Genomic DNA, 19,434 nt, shown 5'->3' with positions numbered 1-19,434 from the left:
TAAGAAAACGGGTGAAATTGAAGTCTCACCCGTTTTTTATTTGGAAATATATCGTTACTCTTTTTCGTTTGTTAAACCAAAAAGATTTCCTTTTTCAAAAGTTTTCAAATCCTTTTTTAAAGTTTTGCTATTGCGCTTTGTAAGTTCGGCAGTATCAAGAGTACTTAAATCTGGTTTTCCGGCATTAACCCAAGCCGTGTACCAAAAACTTGCAGTGGCTGTAATGGCTTTTTTCATTTGTTGTTCAACCATTCCGTTCAACTCCGTGTGCAATTTAGCAGCATATTCGTCGGAATATAACATTCCTCCGTATTTGTTCTTGACAACATTTCCAGCGGTATCCGTTACGTACATTTTGCTTTCAGCAGTTGAAGTTCTTAGTTTTTTATCGCCAGCCAATAAAGGTTCCACTAGACCATGCGTATCCAAAATGATATCCCAAGTAGCTTTCTCTACATTTTCTAAATATTTTCCTTCTGGTACATTTAATTTATACTCTTTAGCAAACAACTCCGGCAAACGGCTTTCCCATAAGGAATGAATTCCTTTTTGATTTGTGTTTTGTCCATCGTGATTATCTGATGTATGCAACGGCATATGCGCATCAGCTAAATAATGACCTAAATCCCCCGCAATAAAAAGAATTTCATTTTTTCTTTTATCCTTGAACGCTTTAGTCAATTTGACCATCATATCTTGAATATACCACGGTAAAATTCCGTTTTTAGTCAAAAACTTCTCATCGTACTTCAGCTTCGCTTCTTCCATAGTTTTAGGAAACGTTTCCACAGCTCCAAAATTCTCCATGTCAAAATAATGACGGGGCGGCTCTGCTTTATCATTCAAAACATTTCTTCTCAAATCCGGAACAGTAGATTCTTGGGTAATGAAATCAATGTGATTGTAAAAAAAGGTCTGCAATGGTTTTGGAAGTGCCATTACCGCCGCTCTATTGATTCGTTCATGACCAATAACGCCCCACGACAAAAGAAAAAGTGCAACTCCAAGAGCAGATAAAGTGATAAGTGTAGGTCTAATTTTAAAATTTTTCATTAAATTTATTTTTTTGAAGTACAAATGTATTTCTTTAAATCGTTATTAGAAAAAATTGAGTTTAAGATTCTGTTAATTAAAACAAGAAAAGTACAACTATGTTTCGACATCAAGGAAAAAACAGAACTTTTATTCATAACCTGCGTTTAGCCACTTTACTATCTTTTGTTGCCGGAATTGTAAATGTTACTGGAGTTTTATCCGTACACACGTTGACCACAAATGTTACGGGACATTTTGCCTATTTTGCCGAAGAAATAATGAAACAGAATTATATAGCAGCTATTACCTTTTTTGTATTTACTATTTTCTTCTTGTTGGGCGCTTTTACCTCTAATTTTTTGGCAGAATTAATTTCTAAAAAACATCCTGATTTATCTCATGTCATTCCTATTTCACTGGAAATGATTATTTTGATTGGTATTGGTATTTTTGGATTAGCGTCTGAATTATCCAGCATTGAAGGAAAATGGATTGCTTTTTCGATGCTTTTTGCCATGGGAATACAAAACTCTTTGGTTACAAAAATATCTCAATCTACGGTTAGAACAACCCATTTAACGGGGCTTTTTACTGATTTGGGAATCGAACTGTCACAATTATTTTTTTATAAAAAACCCGAAGAAAATAAAAAATTAAAGATTAGTATTTATTTGAGATTGTCTATTATTATATTCTTTTTCATGGGCTGTATTCTAGGTGGTTTTTTGTATAATTTACTAGGCATGAAAACACTTTTTGTTGCCGCAACCTTTTTATTGTTTGCACTTTTGTATGATTATATCAGATTACAATTTCATGTGATCAAACGAAAAACCTTCCGTCATAAAACTATTTTAAATAAATAATTGAAATTAAAGTTGCAACTGCAATGAATGTCCAAAGTAAAACTCCCTGCACAAGCGGTTTTAATCCTACTGATTTCAATACATTCCTATTTAATCCGGTACCAATTAAAAACAAAGTTACCGTCAGACCTATTTTGGCAAATGAAACTAAATGTGGTCCTGCACTCTTCATTTGTGGCAGATAGGTATTGGCGATCATTGCCAAAATAAACAATCCTATAAAATACGGAATTTTTATTTTTCCGGATTTATTTTTGAAAATAAATGCGGTAATCAATGCTACAGGAATAATCCACAACGCACGTGCTAATTTTACTGCTGTGGCTATTTGCATGGCTTCAGGACCAAATTTACTCGCTGCTCCTATCACAGAACTCGTATCATGAATAGCAATGGCGCACCATAATCCAAACTCTTTTTGCGATAAATCCAGCCAATGACCTACTGCAGGAAATAAAAACAGTGCTACCGAATTCAAAATAAATATCACTCCTAAAGCAACTGAGGTTTGTTTTTCATTCGATTGGATTACGGGAGCGATAGCGGCAATAGCACTTCCTCCACAAATTGCAGTTCCACAAGAAATTAAATGAGATGTTTTTGTGTCCGTTTTAAACCATTTTCCTAAAAAAGTTCCTAAAACTACAGTGCTCACAATAGAAGCAATTGTAAAAAAAAATCCCTCTTTTCCAACAGAAATAGCATTGTCAACATTCATTCCAAATCCTAAACCAACTACCGAAAACTGCAACAGATAATTAGTGGCTTTATGATTCAATTCTAAAAAAGGATGTCCAAAAAGGTTAGCAACAATCAATCCTAGTACCAAAGCAAAAGGCGGAGAAATAAAAATTGTGGTGCATAACAAAAGCAATGCAACGAAAATGAGTTGCTGCAATTTGGCATTTAGTTTAAAAAAAATAAAAGATTCCTTCTGAATTGCTTTTCGATTCGTTTCCAATGTAAAGTTGTTGAATTAATACAGTACAAAGGTGAAACGATAAAACTATTTATGCCAATCGCAAATTATAATCTGCTATAACTTTAAATTATAATAATTGGAAATATTCTGGATAAACAAATCGGATAATGAATCTGTTTTTCCTTGTAGCGTAATAATATAAAAGTATCGTTCTATAATCAGGTCTTCAATATCTAATATAGCCAATTCATTGTTTTTAAGTTCTTTTTTGATGGCATGAATCGATATAAAAGCGACACAATCCGAGTGCATTAAATAGGATTTTATACTTTCCGTACTTCCCAATTGCATTTCAATTTGTAGTTCGGATATTTTAATGTCAAATGGTTTCAACGCATGTTCAATTACTTCAAGTGTTCCTGAACCTTGTTCTCGCATTAAAAAATGCATCTTTTTAAGATCATCCTGAGTCACTTCATCACGATTTACTAATGGATTGGTACTCTTACACACCAAAACCAATTCATCTTTTAAAAACTCGGTATATTTAATAGATTTATTTTTAGATTGTCCTTCAACAATTCCTATTTCAATTTCTTTTTTTAATAGAGCGTTTTCTATTTGTTCCGTGTTTCCATTGAGTAAACTCACTTTTATATCTTCCAATTTTTGATGGAAACGAGCTAAAAGTGGTGGAATTATATACTGAGAAATTGTAGTACTGGCACCTAATTGCAACAATCCGGAACGTTGATTAATCAGCGTGCTCATGTCAAAATTAATTTCGCGATACACTTCAAAAATGTTTTTAGTATGTTTCAATAATACTTCTCCAGCAGTTGTCAATGCTATTTTAGATCCATTTCTGTCAAACAGTTTGATTTTATAATCCTCTTCTAATTCCTTAATGTGTTTGGAAATCGCAGGTTGTGAAATAAACAATTCGGTTGCCGCTTTTGTAAAACTCAACCGATTGGCAACAGTATAAAATACTTTCAGTCTAAAATCCATGTTGTTTAATTGTGTTTTATTAAAGTAATCCGTTGTGTTTTCGAACAAACCATTCGGTTGTCAGTAAAATTGAAATTAAAACCAATAACCACATCCAATCTATCAAAGGAGTTTTGGTAACACTACTCTTTTGTATCGTCTTGTATTCCTCATTTTCTAAAAGCGTTTTAATCAATACGTCTACTTGATCTGAAAAATACGCTTTTCCTTGTGTTTGCGTGGCTAATTGCGTCAATTTATCCACATCTGGATTTACGAATTGCTTTTCGATATCAAAATCAAGAATTTCAAAACTATTGGAATACGTAGTTTTAGAATTTAATTCTTTTACCGTAAAAGTATGAGAACCCGCTTTTAATCCGTCAAGATTAACTTTATAGGAATTACTCTCTTTCAATAAATCGTAATTTTTCGTTTGCTTGGTTTGGGTATTTTTTACCGCTATAGTCAAACGGGCTTTTTCATCAAACTCATAATTTTTATTGAAATATTGTGCCGTTATTTCAATGGCTTCACCGGAATTATAAAAACTTTCATGTTCAACAACCAATGATTTTTTAGAATTATTAGAAGCCAGAAATTGAATAATCTTATCCATGAAAACGTCATATTTTTCAAAAGATTGATTATTTACATGTGTTTGCAAGCGCCATTTCCAACTATTTTCACCCAAAAGATAAGTGGCTCGCCTGCCTTGATTTTCTGCAAAAACCAGTAAAGGCGCATTCGTATCTATTGTTCTGATTTTAGATGAAAGCAAAACTGACACAACTCCTTTTGTAGTTACGGTTCCAAAAGCGTTTTGCAAAGGCGGTAAATCTTCAAACCCAATATTGTCCGCTGCAAACAAATTAAATTGCGCATTAAAAACCGACAAATAGTCTTCTTTTTGTCCGCTCATTTTAAAGCTTAAATTATCCTGTTGCTGATTCAAAAAATTGAAATTAGTGTTGTTTCCAGTAATAATAAATGTATTAATTCCGGCAACTTTATTACTTTCAAAAATAGTTTTGAATTCAGTCGTTGGTTGGTATAAAATCAAAACATTATAATCTTGTAATGTTTTGATTTCATTTGGTTTAACAATTATTACTTTACGCTGTACATTCGATTCAATAGCTCTTTTCATAGCCCCTAAATCGGGATGATTTATAGCTGAAATTATGGCAATATTTGTTTTTTGATCAATAACTTCAACTGCAAAATTCTTGGTGTTGTTATATGTGTTTTTTTCTTTTTCTTTTGATGAAATTGTAACTTTAAAAACCTGTAATCCTATTTTATCAGCCGGCAAAAGTACGGGTACAGTTGCTGTCTTCTTGGATGGTGATAAGGTAATGGATTGTGTACTGAATACTGAATTTCCTTGTGAAATAACAAAATTCGCTTTTATACTTTTAGTTCCTGAATACTGCAAAAAAACCTCTACAGGAAATTTATTCTTATGAAAAGCATATTTATTAACGTTCACTTGATTGATTTTTAAGTCAAATAATTTTGTCGTGTCGCCTAATATTACCGGATAAACTTTATTTAATGGGTCAAAACTAAATACATAATCATTACCTGAAGTCTGGTTTCCATCTGTGATTAAAACTGTTGGATATACGGTGTTTTTATAAATGCTTTTTAGATTTTTGGCAACAACATCGATATTGGTTTGAGTTCCCTTAAAATCAAAAATTTCCGTAGGTTCAAAATCATCTGAGAACTGATACGTTTGCACGTCGAATTTCTCTTTTAAATCTGAGTTTAAGTGTATTCTTTTATACAATTCTAAAGCATTTTCATTAGCATTCAAAAAAGAAATAGAGCTCGAATTATCAACAACAATCGGTAAAGGCGTTTTTACCGTTTCGAAGGTATTTTTGGTGAGTATTGGATTAATCAACAACATTAAAATTCCAAAAATGGATAAAAAACGTAAAAAAGCCAAAAACCAACCGACTTTCGATTTGTTTTTGGCATTGTAGATATATTGAAAAAATGACAAACCACCAGCTATTAGTAATGAAAGCAATAATAATAGTAGCATGTTTGTGGTCATTTATTCTTTATTAAAAGATTCGAAGATTAAATAATAAATTATAATTTAAAAATCTTTAAATCTTTAAATCTTTGATTTTTTAATCTTTTAATTGAATTTTAAGTAAGCATTCCGCCACAAACATTCATAACCTGTCCGGTTATATATGCACTCATATCTGAAGCAAAGAAAAGGCACGCATTGGCAACGTCTTCAGTTGTTCCGCCACGTTTTAATGGAATTCCATCTCTCCATCCTTTTACAACATCTTCGTTTAATTTAGCCGTCATTTCCGTTTCTATAAATCCCGGAGCAATTACATTACAACGAATGTTACGAGATCCTAATTCCAATGCTACAGATTTCGAAAAACCAATAACTCCCGCTTTAGAAGCCGCATAATTCGTTTGTCCTGCATTTCCTTTCACTCCTACTACTGAACTCATATTGATAATTGAACCCGAACGTTGTTTCAGGAAAGTACGCTGAATGGCTTTAGTCATATTAAAAACCGATTTCAGGTTAACATCAATAACTTGATCAAAATCACCTTCAGACATTCGCATCAATAGGTTGTCTTTAGTAATTCCGGCATTGTTTATCAGAATATCGACTGTTCCGAATTCAGCTAAAACCGCATCTACAAGAGTTTGTGCTTCATTAAAATCAGCTGCATTCGATTGATATCCTTTGGCTTTAATCCCTAAAGCGTTCAATTCATTTTCCAAAGCCAAAGCTGATTCAACAGATGAACTATACGTAAAGGCAACGTTTGCACCGTGTTTTGCAAAAATTTCCGCAATTCCTTTTCCAATTCCGCGACTCGCACCAGTAATTATGGCAACTTTTCCTTCTAGTAATTTCATATTCAAAAATTAGTTTAAATTTTATTTGGAGCTATTCCTGCTATCCGCTTCAATCTTTTATGACCGCTATCGCTCACATAAAAGGATTTCCACTACTATCAGGGCTATCTTACAATGGTCAAATATATAATATTTCCCTTTTTAAAAAAAATTCAAAAGCAATAACAGTCAAATTCAACTCTTAAATTTTAAAGAAACGCTTAGTCCATTTGTCCCAAAACGAACTGTAAATAGCCACTAATGTGAAAATTAATAAAAACAAATGATACCAGGCATTACTAATTAAATCAAAGAAATTTAAGCTACCATTGGCATAACTCAATATAAGTAATATTTGAGCGCCATAAGGTAAGATCCCCTGAATTACACACGAAAAAATATCCAGAATTGCTGCTGTTTTTTTTGGATTTAAATTGTATTCATCATTAATTTCTTTGGCAATAGGTCCCGTAATTACAATAGAAACAGTATTATTGGCGATAGCCAAATTAGCAAATCCAACTATAGCGCCAATTCCGGCCTGTGCTGATTTTTTGTTTTTAATTCTTTTTTTTATTTGGACTAATAAATATGTTATTCCGCCCGCTTTATCTACCATCGCAGCTAAACCTCCCGTAAGCATTGACAATAAAAAAATATCTGTCATGCTGGTAAATCCCTCATATATTTTTTGAGTGAACTCCATGAGCGTAAATAAACCACTAAAATATCCAATAATACCAGCTAATAAAGTACCAATAAGCAATGTTGAAAAAACATTAACACCCACAACCGCCAATACTATTACTAAAATATAGGGTACAATCGCGATCCAGGAAAAATTATTTTTTGCAATGGCAACGGTAATAATATCCGAGTTTAAACCAAGATAAAAGAAAACCAAAATAGTCAAAACCGCAGCCGGAAAGGCAATAAACAAGTTAATTTTGAACTTGTCTTTTAAATCACACCCTAATGATTGTGTAGCGGCAATTGTAGTGTCAGAAATCATGGAAAGATTATCACCTAGCATAGAACCACCTAAAAGAGCGCCAGCTATGAGCGGTAATGAAGCTCCACTTTTATCAGCTAATGCCACCGCGATCGGGCCAATCGCTACAATTGCACCTACTGACGTACCTGTAGCAGTTGATAAAAAAGAAGCTATCAAGAAAATTCCTAATGGAAAATAAGCAACGTCAATGGTATTTATTCCAAGATTCACAACAGCATCTACCCCGCCCATGGCTTTACTTACCACAGCAAAAGCTCCCGCCAGCAAATATATTAAGCACATCGTTATGATTTTACTCTCACCACACCCTGCAATTAATGTAGCCACTTTATCCTCAGTAGAAGATTTAAATAATAAAAAAGCAGCAATGATACCAACTAAAACAGCTATTGGCGATGGAAAAGCATAAAAATCATTTAGAATAATTCCCGCTCCCAAAAAAGTAAAAATAAAAACAAATAAAGGAATTAATGCAAAGGCATTTCCTTTGTCTTTTGAAAATAAAGTCATAAAAATAATTTAAAATTAAAAATTACGACGAAAAACAAAGCTAAAAATGGGAATGTAGACAACATTTTTTCCAAAGGATTTGGCTTATCGTTTTAGCACCTTGCTTGTTGCTGCAGGTTGCTATCCTATTGAAGGATTCGTGATAACGGGTGCAAAAGTAATTAATTATTTATGAAATATTTTGAATTTTACTCTAAAAAATAATAAAACAAAAAAAACGCCACATAAAAATGTGACGCAATTATAAGTAAGATATTGAAAAACAGTCTTTAAATAATTAAAAAGCTACATTCCATTTTGGCAATCTTCCATTTTCGTCTAGGAAGTTTTGTAAAACTTGTCCTTCTATGAATGTTGGAATCACTTTAGTTTTATCGTTGAATGTCTCATACCAAACCACTTCTAGCGTGCTGATCTCTTCAATTTTCATTTGCGCTGGCCAAGAATATTTTCTTCCTGTTTTAGCAAATTGGTGTCCTTCAACAATCTTTTCTTTTAGACCTCCATTTTTGATTTTCAAAGTTCCGTTATTTTGGACAGTTCCGGTAGAACCCACCATAATCAACTCTTTCTCTTCTGCTACGGCATATACTAAAAATATTCCAGATCCTTCTGAAGCATTACAAACTTCGGCTAAACTATCTTCTGTAGTGAATGAAAACTGATTGGTAACTTTGAATTTTTTTAACTCTTTATACATTTTTTTTATTTTAATTTGAATTGGCTTCAGCAAAAAAATACCCAGCAATACCGCGAAGTCCATTAGAAACCATTCGTTTATGTTTACTTTTATTAGGATTACATCTGAAAAACAGATTTATTTACTAAAGTGCAAAGATATTTCTTTAATTGAATTTATAATAAAAAAAGCCCCACAAAATGCGAGGCTTTTATAATATTTAGTTAGAGTTTAGATTAACCTAAAACTTCTTTTACTTTTTTACCAATTTCAGCTGGAGAATCTACTACGTGAATACCACATTCTCTCATGATTTGCTTCTTTGCTTCAGCAGTATCGTCAGACCCACCTACGATTGCACCTGCATGTCCCATTGTGCGTCCCACTGGAGCGGTAACTCCTGCAATGAATCCTACAACTGGTTTACGATTACCATCAGCTTTGATCCAGTGAGCTGCATCAGCTTCTAATTGTCCGCCAATTTCACCTATCATTACAATACATTCTGTTTCAGGATCGTTCATCAATAATTCAACAGCTTCTTTTGTTGTAGTTCCAATAATTGGGTCTCCACCAATACCAATAGCAGTAGTAATTCCCAATCCTTGTTTAACTACTTGATCTGCTGCTTCATAGGTTAATGTTCCCGATTTAGAAACAATACCAACAGTTCCTTTTTTGAAAACGAAACCTGGCATAATGCCAACTTTAGCTTCACCCGGAGTAATTATTCCTGGGCAGTTAGGTCCTATTAGACGAGCATTTCTTTCTTTTACGTAACTATTTGCTTTTATCATGTCAGCAACAGGTATTCCTTCAGTAATTGCAATAATTACTTTTATACCTGCATCTGCAGCTTCCATTATTGCATCAGCAGCAAAAGCCGGTGGAACAAAAATGATAGTTGTATCAGCTCCTGCTTGTTCTACAGCATCTTTTACAGTATTGAAAACGGGTCTGTCTAAGTGAGTTGTCCCTCCTTTTCCTGGAGTTACACCACCAACAACGTTAGTACCGTACTCAATCATTTGAGAAGCATGGAAAGTTCCTTCACTTCCTGTAAAACCTTGAACAATTATTTTGGAATCTTTATTAACTAAAACACTCATGATATATTTTTTATGTAGTTTTTAAAATTGTTATGCAAAAGTATAAAATAGTAAGCAGTAATCAGTGTTCAGTGTTCAGTTTTTTGACACTAAATTAGGATAATTGACTCATTTGATACCCTCTGTATAATTTATTGTCTTTTATTTCCCAAATAGCTATAAAATGTGCTAATAACATCTCTTCTCTAGGATTTTCAATTGTTTTGACAAAATGAGAATAGCGCACGGAAATTAAATTATTTTCACCAATAATATGGCTTATTCGAACTTTAGAACGAACATACGCTTTGCTTAAATCATTAGATAAATTTAATAAAGAATTATAATCCAACTGAATGAATCCTTTGCTGCTATTCCATTCTACTATTACTTCCGGGTGCAAATAATCTTTGATGACTTCGCTGTCAATTAAAGCATCTGATTTATAAAATTGTTGAACGATTTCTTTTGCAGACATATTATTTTAGTTTAGTAAGAATTTCTGGTATCTTTTTAATATTGGCCAGTTGCTTCAATTTTTCTCTTGATTCCTCAATTGGCGTTCCAAAATAGGATTTACCTCCCTCTACCGATTTTGTAACTCCGGTTTGCCCTAGAATAACAGCCTTTGCTCCTATTGTGATTCCGCTGGTAGTTCCTACTTGCCCCCATATTGTAACTTCATCTTCTATAATAACGCATCCGGCAATTCCGGTTTGTGAAGCAATTAAACATTTTTTCCCAATCACGGTGTCATGACCTACATGCACCTGATTATCAATTTTTGTGCCTTCACCAATAATAGTGTCGCCAGTAACACCTTTGTCAATTGTACAAAGCGCTCCAATTCCCACATTGTCTTTGATAACCACTCTTCCACCGGAAAGTAATTGATCGTATCCTTCAGGACGTTTTTTATAATAAAAAGCATCGGCACCCAAAATTGTTCCTGCGTGAATGATTACATTATCACCAATTACGGTATAATCATAAATAGAAACATTAGAATGTATCACACAATTTTCTCCAATAACAACATGATTTCCAATAAATGTATTGGGCTGTATTACAGTTCCTTCACCTATTGAAGCTGAAGCAGGGATTGATACATTTGAGTGCTGAAAAGGTCTAAAGTGTTTTGTTAATCTGTTGAAATCCCTAAACGGATCATCAGAAATCAGTAATGCTTTTCCATCAGGACAAGCTACATTTTTATTAATTAAAACTATAGTTGCCGCTGAGTTTAACGCTTTATCATAATACTTAGGGTGATCTACAAAAACAATATCTCCAGATTCAACAACATGTATTTCATTCATTCCAGTCACTGGAAAATTTTTATCACCAACATATTCACAGCCGATGATATTTGCAATTGCTTCTAAAGAGTAAACTTTTTGGAATTTCATTTATTATTTAGTATTGAGTGTTCAGTGTCCAGTGTCCAGTATATCTGATTACTGAACACTAATTACTGCAAACTATTCTTTAACTCGTTCCATATAAGAACCTGATGCAGTATCTATTTTAATTTTATCTCCTTCATTGATAAACAAAGGTACATTTACATTGGCTCCTGTTTCAACAGTTGCTGATTTTGTTGCATTTGTAGCAGTATTTCCTTTGATACCTGGTTCCGCATAAGTCACTTCAAGAATTACAGATGCCGGCATATCTACAGAAAGAGGTAAATCAGTCTCTGTATTGATGCTTACCATTACATTTTCGCCTTCTTTTAATAATCCTGGGGAATCCAAAATATTTTTATTCAAGGAAATTTGCTCAAAGGTTTCTGTATTCATAAAATGGAATTCATCACCTTCCGGATATAAATATTGAAATTTATGATTTTCAACTCGAACTTCTTCGATTTTATGACCCGCAGAAAAAGTGTTGTCCAATACTTTTCCGTTTGTTAAACTTCTTAGTTTAGTTCTTACGAAAGCTGGTCCTTTTCCTGGTTTTACATGAAGAAATTCAATGATTTTGTAGATATCGTTGTTGTATTTAATACACAATCCGTTTTTAATGTCTGATGTAGATGCCATTTTTATTTTTATTTGTTGATTTGTTGATTCTTAATAATTTCCTGAATAGCCTTTCATTACACCTCTTGAAGAGTTTCGAATAAAATCAATGATTTCATCTCTTTCCGGCGTGGCCTCCATTTCAGCTTCAATAATACCCAAAGCTTGCGTGGTATTGTAATTTTTTTGGTACAGAATTCTGTAAATATCTTGAATTTCTCTGATTTTTTCTGTTGTAAAACCACGTCTTCTCAATCCCACAGAATTAATACCTACATACGACAAAGGTTCTTTTGCGGCTTTGGTAAAAGGGGGAACATCTTTTCTTACTAAAGATCCACCAGAAATCATGGCATGATCTCCAATATGGATAAACTGATGAATGGCAGCCAATCCTCCAATAACGGCATATTTACCAACGGTTACATGACCGGCCAGAGCGACTCCGTTTACAATAATAGCATTATCACCTATGTGACAATCGTGGGCAATATGCGCCGTTGCCATTACCAAACAATTATTACCTAAGGTAGTTTGTCCGGATGCTATTGTTCCCCTATTGATGGTCACACATTCTCTTATGGTACAATTATCTCCAATAATTGCTAAAGAATCTTCTCCGCCAAATTTTAAATCCTGTGGAACTGCTGAAATTACTGCACCAGGGAATATATTACAATTTTTTCCTATTCTTGCGCCTTCCATTATGGTAACGTTAGATCCTATCCAAGTACCATCCCCAATAACTACATTATTATGGATGGTTGTAAACGGTTCAATGACAACATTTTTAGCGATTTTAGCGCCAGGATGAACATATGCTAGTGGTTGATTCATATTCTTTGTTTAATCGTTTAACTGTTTAATCGATTAACCGAATACACGATTAACCAAATCAACAAAAAAATTACTGTTTCTTAGCAATTTGGGCCATCAATTCTGCTTCAGCAACCAGTTTTCCATTTGCATACGCATTTGCTTGCATATGACAAATACCTCGTCGGATAGGCGTAATTAAATCGCATTTAAAAATCAAAGTATCGCCTGGTAATACTTTGTGTTTAAATTTAACATTATCTATTTTCATAAAATAAGTCAAATAGTTCTCCGGATCCGGAACCGTGCTTAAAACAAGAATCCCCCCTGTTTGTGCCATGGCTTCCACAATTAAAACACCTGGCATAACCGGAGCTTCAGGAAAATGACCTACAAAAAAGTTTTCATTCATAGTTACATTTTTCATTCCCACCACATGAGTTTCAGACATTTCTATAATTCTGTCAATCAATAAAAATGGGGGTCTATGAGGCAGGACTGCCATGATTTTATGAATGTCCATCAGTGGTTCCTGATGTAAATCAAAAACAGGAACATAATTCCGTTGTTCAATTTTTATGATTTTAGCCATTTTCTTCGCAAATTGTGTGTTGACAAAATGCCCTGGTTTATTAGCTATTACCTTACCTTGTATTTTAGTTCCAATTAAAGCTAAATCCCCTACCACATCAAGTAGTTTGTGTCTTGCCGCTTCATTTGGATAATGTAAAGTCAGATTGTCTAATATACCATTTGGTTTAACCGTTATTTGCTCTTTTCCAAAAGCGAGTTTCAAACTTTCCATTGTAGCGGCTGATATTTCTTTATCAACATATACGATAGCATTATTTAAATCACCTCCTTTTATCAAACCGTTCTCTAAAAGAGATTCTAATTCATGCAAGAAACTGAAGGTTCTTGACTCAGATATCTCCGTTTTGAAATCAGAAATATTTTTCATAGTCGCATTTTGAGTTCCTAAAATTTTAGTCCCAAAATCAACCATCGCAGTAACGCAGTAATAATCACTTGGCATCACTAAAATTTCGCTGCCTGTGGCTTCATCAGTAAATGAAATTACTTCTTTTACTACATAAACATTCCTTTTTGCACTTTGTTCTTCGATACCCGCTTTTTCAAGAGCTTCAACAAAGAATTTAGAGGAGCCATCCATTATTGGTAGTTCAGAAGCATTCAATTCTATGATGACATTATCTAAGTCACAACCCGTCAATGCCGCTAAAACATGTTCTGGTGTTTGAATTTTGACACCTAACTTTTCTAAATTGGTTCCTCTTTGTGTATTTACTACATAATTTGCATCAGCTTCCACAATAGGTTGTCCCTCTAGATCTACACGAACAAAAGTAAAACCATTATTAACTGGAGCAGGTTTAAAAGTCATTTTCACTTCTTTACCTGTGTGTAATCCAACCCCAGTTAGAGAGATTTCTGTTTTGATGGTCTTCTGTTTAACCATTTTTTCCATTTTTTTGGTTTAAAATTTGTTTTTTTAATTCTTCAATTTCCGCAACAATTTTGGGTAGATTTTTGAAATGAACATACGATTTACTAAAATCATTGTACCCAAATGCGGGACTTCCTTGCAAGATTTCATTGTCTTTAATATTCCTTCCTACACCACATTGCGCTTGAATTCGTACATTATTGCCAATGGTTAGGTGTCCAGAAATTCCAACTTGGCCACCAATCATCCCGTTTTTGCCAATTTTAGTTGAACCCGCAACACCGGTTTGTGCCGCTATTACCGTATTCTCCCCAATTTCAACATTGTGCGCAATTTGAATTTGATTGTCCAGCTTCACGCCTTTGCGTATAATAGTTGAACCCATTGTGGCTCTATCTATTGTAGTACAAGACCCAATATCAACATTATCTTCAATAATAACATTTCCTATTTGCGGGATTTTCGTATAGGTTCCGTCTGGATTAGGTGCAAAACCAAAACCATCTGAACCTATTATAGCTCCGGAATGTATCGTACAGTTATTCCCTATTATGGTCTCTGAATAAATTTTTGCACCAGCAAATAGAATTACATTATCCCCTACTACTACATTATCACCCAGAAAACAATTGGGATAAATTTTTACGTTTTCTCCTAAAACAACATTTTGACCTACATAACTAAAACTCCCTAAATATAAACTTTCTCCATATTTAACGCTGTCCGAAAGGAAAGAGGGTTGTTCTATCCCACTTTTATTTAATTTTACCTGATTGTAAAATTCTAATAATTTTGAAAATGCGGAATACGCATCAATCACTTTAATCAAAGTTGTAGTGATTGGTGCCTCTGCTATAAAAGTATCATTAACAATTGTTACAGATGCTTTAGTAGAATAAATATAATTCTGATATTTGGGGTTTGACAAGAATGTTAGTGATCCTTCGATGCCTTCTTCGATTTTTGATAATCTAGAAACTTCTGCCATTGGATTTCCTACAACTTCACCTTCTAAAATCCCTGCTATTTGTTCTGCTGTAAATTTCATCCCGACAAAAATATAAAAAATAGGTTTTAAATACTGAATTTATAACAGTTGTTTTGGAAAACATATGTAATATTTGGTAACGGATTTAGATAATGATTTCAAATTCAATTGGTCAGAGGCATCGACTACGTCTTCAATAGTTTTGTCTTTATTCAAAATTCGTATGGGTTCTGCCTGTTTACTGTAAGCCTGATTTTTTATTTTTCCTCTAAAAATAAAATAGTTTGTTTCTTGTAAAGAAATATGATGCTCTGCTGCAAAACGTTCTTTCAACGGCTGTAATTCTTCCAAAGTGACTTTTTCACTCGTTAATTTTATCTTTAATAAATCACGGTTGACAATCATTTTACTCAAAGACGACAGAATAAAATCATCCTCTTTTTGCCAAGCTTTTAAAGCCCCAATAATATCAAAATCATCTAATTGTGCAAATAAATCTAACCTCCCGGCATCAAATGTGTCCATCGTAACTTTATTTTCCATAAAAAAGGACAACGGCTTGCTGCAAGGCAACTGTACTCCTTTTAAGGTCAATTCTTTAGCTCTTTTTAGGACTTTCGTCAAAATTAACTCGGCCACTAAACTGGTTTTGTGTAAATAAACCTGCCAGTACATTAATCGTCTGGACATTAAGAATTTTTCAACAGAGTAAATTCCCTTTTCTTCAATAACCAAAACATCATCAGCAACATTCATCATTTGGATTAATCGTTCTGAATTGACATTGCCTTCTGAAACACCCGAATAAAAACTATCGCGTTTCAAATAATCCATACGATCCATATCCAATTGGCTCGAAATAAGTTGCAGCATAAATTTCCGGTCATATTCCCCCTTGAAAACCTGAATGGCTAGACTCAACTGGCCTTTGAATTCCACATTTAACTGATTCATGAACAATAAGGAAATTTCCTCATGATGTACATCCTCAACGATACTTCTTTCCATAGCATGCGAAAAAGGGCCATGTCCTATATCGTGTAACAAAATGGCAATATAGAGTGCATTTTCTTCTTCAGGAGATATTGAAACTCCCTTAAAACGCAATACATCAACCGCTTTTTGCATTAAATGCATACAACCTAAAGCATGATGAAAACGGGTATGATTGGCACCGGGATATACTAAATACGACAAGCCCATCTGGGAAATACGGCGCAAACGCTGAAAATAAGGATGCTGTATTAAATCGTAAATTAAGGCATTGGGTATGGTAATAAACCCATAAATGGGATCATTGAATATTTTTAGCTTATTGATTTGACTCACTATAAGTTTTTTTTTAGGTCAACAAATATAAGTAATTTAGATTTCAAAAACAGAACAATGCTAATTGTGCTGTAGCGCTAAAAAAAACGGAGCGTTTTAGCACTCCGTTGGTATTTAATTTTATAGTTTTCTGATCCAAATATTTCGGAATTGATTTTTAGAATCATGATCCTGAAGCGAAATAACATCCTCTCCATGAGCCGAGGGATAATTATGCAAACCGATGTAAAGTGTCAACCCGTTTATTGTAGTATTATTTTGGACTAAAACACCATTCAAAAACACGGTAATTCTTGCCGGAGCATCAATTTTACCATCTGCTTTGAAGCGAGGTGCCGTATATATTACATCATAAGCATTCCATTCTAATGGTGTTTTCACGGCGTTTACTAAAGGTGGATGATCTTTATAAATACTTCCGGCCTGGCCATTGCTATAGGTTCTATTATTATAGGAATCCAATATTTGTAATTCATATCTGTTTTGGAAAAATACACCACTGTTTCCTCTTGCCTGTCCCCCATCTAAAACAACATCCGGCGCGCTCCATTCCAGGTGCAGCTGACAATCCCCAAAAACCATTTTAGTTTGAATGGCTCCGGTACCTGGAACAACTTCCATATAATCTTGATCAACAATTTTCCATCCGGCTGGCTTATTTATATCTTTCTGGCTCACCCATTGCGCTAAATTTTTACCGTCAAATAAAATAATCGCATCCGAAGGCGCATTTCCAAGGGTTTTAGCCGGGGTAATACCTTTTACTTCTGGTTCCCAAATTTCAGTCATTTCTGGTTTCATTGACATTGGGGAAACCTCTGGCGGAGTATTTACATAGTTGTGTTGCGCCATAACTGCTGTTGCAGAGAATAAAGAAATCATTAATAAAGAGTTCTTGAAGTTTTTAGATTTCATAATAAAATTCATTTGGTTTAATAAAATACGGATAAATGTTCGCTTTTCAATATTAAGCATTTTTTTTTCAGCAACTAACTTTTAATCTAATTATAACTAAATGAGGAATAAACTTTAGATTTTTATTGTAGAAGCAGTAACTTCATTAACTACAATTTGTTAAATAAATTAACATAGATTTAAGTTCGCTTAGTTCGGTAAATGCCGAACTAAATAGTACTTTTGCAAAAAAAATTATGAACAATATCATTAAAGAAAGAGAAGAACTTATTGAAATGTTCGGAATTCATTTTGAGTTACTGTATAATTTATCTCCGCTTGGCTCCAGAATTCTGGGACTATTAATAATTGATGGCTGCAAAAAAGGATTAACCTTTGAAGAAATAGTTGAAAAACTGGGCGCCAGTAAAAGTTCGATTTCTACAAACTTGAATCTACTGCTAAAAATGGACAAAATAAATTATTATACGTTGACTGGTGATCGGAAAAAATATTTCAAATCCAGTCCATTTAGCGAAAGACTGACTAATTATCTAAAAATACTTAATTTTGAAAAACAAATAATCGAAAAATTGCAGTCGTACCGTGAAAAAAACATTTCATGTCCTGAAGAGCAGTGCAATCTGGAAAATACAAAAGCATACAAAAAACATGTAATAGAAGTCGAAGAATTATTGATTAAAACCATTCATAAATTCAAAGAAATAGAAAATAATAACAGTAAAATAATAATTAATCAATTTTAGTAAATAGTCCCAGATGAAAAAAAAATATTTTATAAGTGTAATTTTATTATCAATAAGCTTGCTTTCTTGTAAAAAAGAAACGGCTCAAACGGCTCCTTCTGTTATGTCATACAAAGTGGTTGAGATAGCAACCTCTAATACAACTTTATTAGCTGAATATCCTGCGAGTTTAGAAGGCGTTACCGATATAGATATTCGTGCAAAAGTAGATGGATATATTCAAAAAATATATGTGCAAGAAGGACAAGAAGTTAAAAAAGGGCAATTGCTTTTTAAATTAGAGACTCAAACAGCAACCCAGGAAGCTGGTGCTGCAAAAGCAAAAGTTGCGGCTGCTCAAGTGGAGGTAAATCGTTTAATCCCTTTGGTAGAGCGTGACATCATCAGTGATGTGCAATTAGAAACGGCTAAAGCAAATTTAGCTAGTGCTAAAAGCACGTATCAAAGTATCGTTGCCAGAATTAATTATGCTACTATAAAAAGTCCTGTTAACGGAATTGTAGGAACTTTACCTTTAAGACTTGGAAGTTATGTAAGCAGCCAAACTGTTGAACCTTTAACCCGAATTTCGGATGTGAGCACGATTTATGCTTATTTTTCAGTAAATGAAAAAGAACAATTGGATATCATGATGAATACTCCAGGAAAGTCATTTCAAGAAAAAATAAACAAAATGGGAGCGGTAAATTTAATTTTAAGCAATGGGATGCAATATGAACTAAAGGGTAAAATTGAAACCTTTAGCGGACAAGCCAACACACAAACAGGATCGTTTAATGTACGAGCACGTTTTACAAACGGAAACAAATTGTTGCGTTCTGGAGAAAGTGGGACGATACAAATCCCTACACATTTAGTGGATGTTATTGTCATTCCTCAAAATGCAACATTAGAATTACAAGACAAACGCATTGCACTTGTTGTGGATAAAAACAACAAAGTGCAAGCAATCCCAATTGAAGTTCGCGCAATTCCTGGAGGTCAATTTTTTGTAGTGGATAGCGGATTAAATGTAAACGATAAAATACTTGTTGAAGGAGTGGGGATAGTAACTGAAGGAACCCTCATTAAGGCTGAAATTATTGATTTTAAAACTATCATCAATCCAACAAAAAAATAATTCAGAAACTAATTATTGAATAAATAAC

At 33.7% G+C, this 19,434-nt stretch carries 19 protein-coding genes and 1 riboswitch; of the genes, 3 read left to right on the top strand and 16 right to left on the bottom strand.

Going from position 1 to position 19,434, the window contains the following annotated elements; translation table 11 throughout:
• Positions 1-54: 54 nt before the first annotated feature.
• Entirely contained in the window at positions 55-1,053 is a 999-nt protein-coding gene (locus EKM02_RS00700; RefSeq protein WP_126451560.1) for a zinc dependent phospholipase C family protein, read from the bottom strand.
• Between the two features lie 98 nt (positions 1,054-1,151).
• Here EKM02_RS00700 and EKM02_RS00695 point away from each other — a divergent pair, with 98 nt between their 5' ends.
• Positions 1,152-1,901, top strand: a complete 750-nt coding sequence (locus EKM02_RS00695) for a YoaK family protein (protein WP_126451559.1) — start codon at positions 1,152-1,154, stop codon at positions 1,899-1,901.
• Here the strand turns inward: EKM02_RS00695 and EKM02_RS00690 are convergent.
• The 15 genes from EKM02_RS00690 to EKM02_RS00620 form a co-directional block, all read right to left on the bottom strand.
• Positions 1,885-2,841, bottom strand: a complete 957-nt coding sequence (locus EKM02_RS00690) for a YeiH family protein (RefSeq protein ID WP_126451726.1) — start codon at positions 2,839-2,841, stop codon at positions 1,885-1,887. The genes EKM02_RS00695 and EKM02_RS00690 overlap by 17 nt on opposite strands.
• A 96-nt stretch (positions 2,842-2,937) precedes the next feature.
• Positions 2,938-3,834, bottom strand: a complete 897-nt coding sequence (locus EKM02_RS00685) for a LysR family transcriptional regulator (RefSeq protein WP_126451558.1) — start codon at positions 3,832-3,834, stop codon at positions 2,938-2,940.
• A 19-nt stretch (positions 3,835-3,853) separates the two neighbouring features.
• Positions 3,854-5,881, bottom strand: a complete 2,028-nt coding sequence (locus EKM02_RS00680) for a hypothetical protein (protein ID WP_126451557.1) — start codon at positions 5,879-5,881, stop codon at positions 3,854-3,856.
• 98 nt (positions 5,882-5,979) lie between these two features.
• The gene (fabG, locus tag EKM02_RS00675) at positions 5,980-6,726 is read right to left on the bottom strand and encodes a 3-oxoacyl-[acyl-carrier-protein] reductase (protein WP_126451556.1); all 747 of its coding nucleotides are present in this window, start codon (positions 6,724-6,726) and stop codon (positions 5,980-5,982) included.
• 181 nt (positions 6,727-6,907) lie between these two features.
• Complete coding sequence (locus EKM02_RS00670; RefSeq protein ID WP_126451555.1) at positions 6,908-8,230, bottom strand: Na+/H+ antiporter NhaC family protein; 1,323 nt, start codon at positions 8,228-8,230, stop codon at positions 6,908-6,910.
• A gap of 54 nt (positions 8,231-8,284) precedes the next feature.
• Positions 8,285-8,381, bottom strand: a riboswitch (SAM-I-IV-variant riboswitch).
• 126 nt (positions 8,382-8,507) lie between these two features.
• Complete coding sequence (locus EKM02_RS00665) at positions 8,508-8,930, bottom strand: hypothetical protein (protein ID WP_126451554.1); 423 nt, start codon at positions 8,928-8,930, stop codon at positions 8,508-8,510.
• A gap of 215 nt (positions 8,931-9,145) precedes the next feature.
• Positions 9,146-10,018 (bottom strand): succinate--CoA ligase subunit alpha, encoded by an 873-nt coding sequence (sucD, locus tag EKM02_RS00660; RefSeq protein ID WP_126451553.1) that lies wholly within the window; start codon positions 10,016-10,018, stop codon positions 9,146-9,148.
• Between the two features lie 94 nt (positions 10,019-10,112).
• Positions 10,113-10,475 (bottom strand): nuclear transport factor 2 family protein, encoded by a 363-nt coding sequence (locus EKM02_RS00655; RefSeq protein WP_126451552.1) that lies wholly within the window; start codon positions 10,473-10,475, stop codon positions 10,113-10,115.
• A gap of 1 nt (position 10,476) precedes the next feature.
• Entirely contained in the window at positions 10,477-11,406 is a 930-nt protein-coding gene (locus EKM02_RS00650) for a UDP-3-O-(3-hydroxymyristoyl)glucosamine N-acyltransferase (RefSeq protein WP_126451551.1), read from the bottom strand.
• A 72-nt stretch (positions 11,407-11,478) separates the two neighbouring features.
• On the bottom strand, positions 11,479-12,045 hold the full coding sequence (efp, locus tag EKM02_RS00645; RefSeq protein WP_126451550.1) for an elongation factor P: 567 nt from the start codon (positions 12,043-12,045) through the stop codon (positions 11,479-11,481).
• A gap of 30 nt (positions 12,046-12,075) precedes the next feature.
• Complete coding sequence (gene lpxA / locus EKM02_RS00640) at positions 12,076-12,861, bottom strand: acyl-ACP--UDP-N-acetylglucosamine O-acyltransferase (RefSeq protein WP_126451549.1); 786 nt, start codon at positions 12,859-12,861, stop codon at positions 12,076-12,078.
• Between the two features lie 70 nt (positions 12,862-12,931).
• Positions 12,932-14,320: a bifunctional UDP-3-O-[3-hydroxymyristoyl] N-acetylglucosamine deacetylase/3-hydroxyacyl-ACP dehydratase gene (locus EKM02_RS00635; protein WP_126451548.1), complete on the bottom strand. Its 1,389-nt coding sequence runs from the start codon at positions 14,318-14,320 to the stop codon at positions 12,932-12,934.
• Complete coding sequence (gene lpxD / locus EKM02_RS00630) at positions 14,313-15,356, bottom strand: UDP-3-O-(3-hydroxymyristoyl)glucosamine N-acyltransferase (RefSeq protein WP_126451547.1); 1,044 nt, start codon at positions 15,354-15,356, stop codon at positions 14,313-14,315. The genes EKM02_RS00635 and lpxD overlap by 8 nt, the downstream gene beginning before the upstream one ends.
• A 39-nt stretch (positions 15,357-15,395) precedes the next feature.
• Positions 15,396-16,625: an HD domain-containing protein gene (locus tag EKM02_RS00625; RefSeq protein ID WP_126451546.1), complete on the bottom strand. Its 1,230-nt coding sequence runs from the start codon at positions 16,623-16,625 to the stop codon at positions 15,396-15,398.
• A gap of 120 nt (positions 16,626-16,745) precedes the next feature.
• Complete coding sequence (locus EKM02_RS00620; RefSeq protein WP_126767341.1) at positions 16,746-17,540, bottom strand: DUF1080 domain-containing protein; 795 nt, start codon at positions 17,538-17,540, stop codon at positions 16,746-16,748.
• A gap of 236 nt (positions 17,541-17,776) precedes the next feature.
• Here EKM02_RS00620 and EKM02_RS00615 point away from each other — a divergent pair, with 236 nt between their 5' ends.
• On the top strand, positions 17,777-18,286 hold the full coding sequence (locus tag EKM02_RS00615) for a GbsR/MarR family transcriptional regulator (RefSeq protein WP_126451545.1): 510 nt from the start codon (positions 17,777-17,779) through the stop codon (positions 18,284-18,286).
• A gap of 13 nt (positions 18,287-18,299) precedes the next feature.
• Positions 18,300-19,406: an efflux RND transporter periplasmic adaptor subunit gene (locus EKM02_RS00610; RefSeq protein WP_126451544.1), complete on the top strand. Its 1,107-nt coding sequence runs from the start codon at positions 18,300-18,302 to the stop codon at positions 19,404-19,406.
• Positions 19,407-19,434 lie beyond the last annotated feature (28 nt).

Origin of the sequence: Flavobacterium sp. RSP49 (genome assembly GCF_003968735.1) — a bacterium.
GTDB lineage: Bacteria > Bacteroidota > Bacteroidia > Flavobacteriales > Flavobacteriaceae > Flavobacterium.
This window is presented reverse-complemented; position numbering and strand designations above follow the sequence as displayed.

Coding starts and splice junctions, on each gene's coding strand:
- EKM02_RS00635 (WP_126451548.1), bottom strand. CDS start 14,320: ATGGTTAAACAGAAGACCATCAAAACAGAAATCTCTCTAACTGGGGTT.
- lpxA (WP_126451549.1), bottom strand. CDS start 12,861: ATGAATCAACCACTAGCATATGTTCATCCTGGCGCTAAAATCGCTAAA.
- EKM02_RS00650 (WP_126451551.1), bottom strand. CDS start 11,406: ATGAAATTCCAAAAAGTTTACTCTTTAGAAGCAATTGCAAATATCATC.
- EKM02_RS00620 (WP_126767341.1), bottom strand. CDS start 17,540: ATGAAATCTAAAAACTTCAAGAACTCTTTATTAATGATTTCTTTATTC.
- EKM02_RS00615 (WP_126451545.1), top strand. CDS start 17,777: ATGAACAATATCATTAAAGAAAGAGAAGAACTTATTGAAATGTTCGGA.
- EKM02_RS00680 (WP_126451557.1), bottom strand. CDS start 5,881: ATGACCACAAACATGCTACTATTATTATTGCTTTCATTACTAATAGCT.
- EKM02_RS00610 (WP_126451544.1), top strand. CDS start 18,300: ATGAAAAAAAAATATTTTATAAGTGTAATTTTATTATCAATAAGCTTG.
- sucD (WP_126451553.1), bottom strand. CDS start 10,018: ATGAGTGTTTTAGTTAATAAAGATTCCAAAATAATTGTTCAAGGTTTT.
- efp (WP_126451550.1), bottom strand. CDS start 12,045: ATGGCATCTACATCAGACATTAAAAACGGATTGTGTATTAAATACAAC.
- EKM02_RS00670 (WP_126451555.1), bottom strand. CDS start 8,230: ATGACTTTATTTTCAAAAGACAAAGGAAATGCCTTTGCATTAATTCCT.
- lpxD (WP_126451547.1), bottom strand. CDS start 15,356: ATGAAATTTACAGCAGAACAAATAGCAGGGATTTTAGAAGGTGAAGTT.
- EKM02_RS00685 (WP_126451558.1), bottom strand. CDS start 3,834: ATGGATTTTAGACTGAAAGTATTTTATACTGTTGCCAATCGGTTGAGT.
- EKM02_RS00700 (WP_126451560.1), bottom strand. CDS start 1,053: ATGAAAAATTTTAAAATTAGACCTACACTTATCACTTTATCTGCTCTT.
- EKM02_RS00665 (WP_126451554.1), bottom strand. CDS start 8,930: ATGTATAAAGAGTTAAAAAAATTCAAAGTTACCAATCAGTTTTCATTC.
- EKM02_RS00695 (WP_126451559.1), top strand. CDS start 1,152: ATGTTTCGACATCAAGGAAAAAACAGAACTTTTATTCATAACCTGCGT.
- EKM02_RS00655 (WP_126451552.1), bottom strand. CDS start 10,475: ATGTCTGCAAAAGAAATCGTTCAACAATTTTATAAATCAGATGCTTTA.
- fabG (WP_126451556.1), bottom strand. CDS start 6,726: ATGAAATTACTAGAAGGAAAAGTTGCCATAATTACTGGTGCGAGTCGC.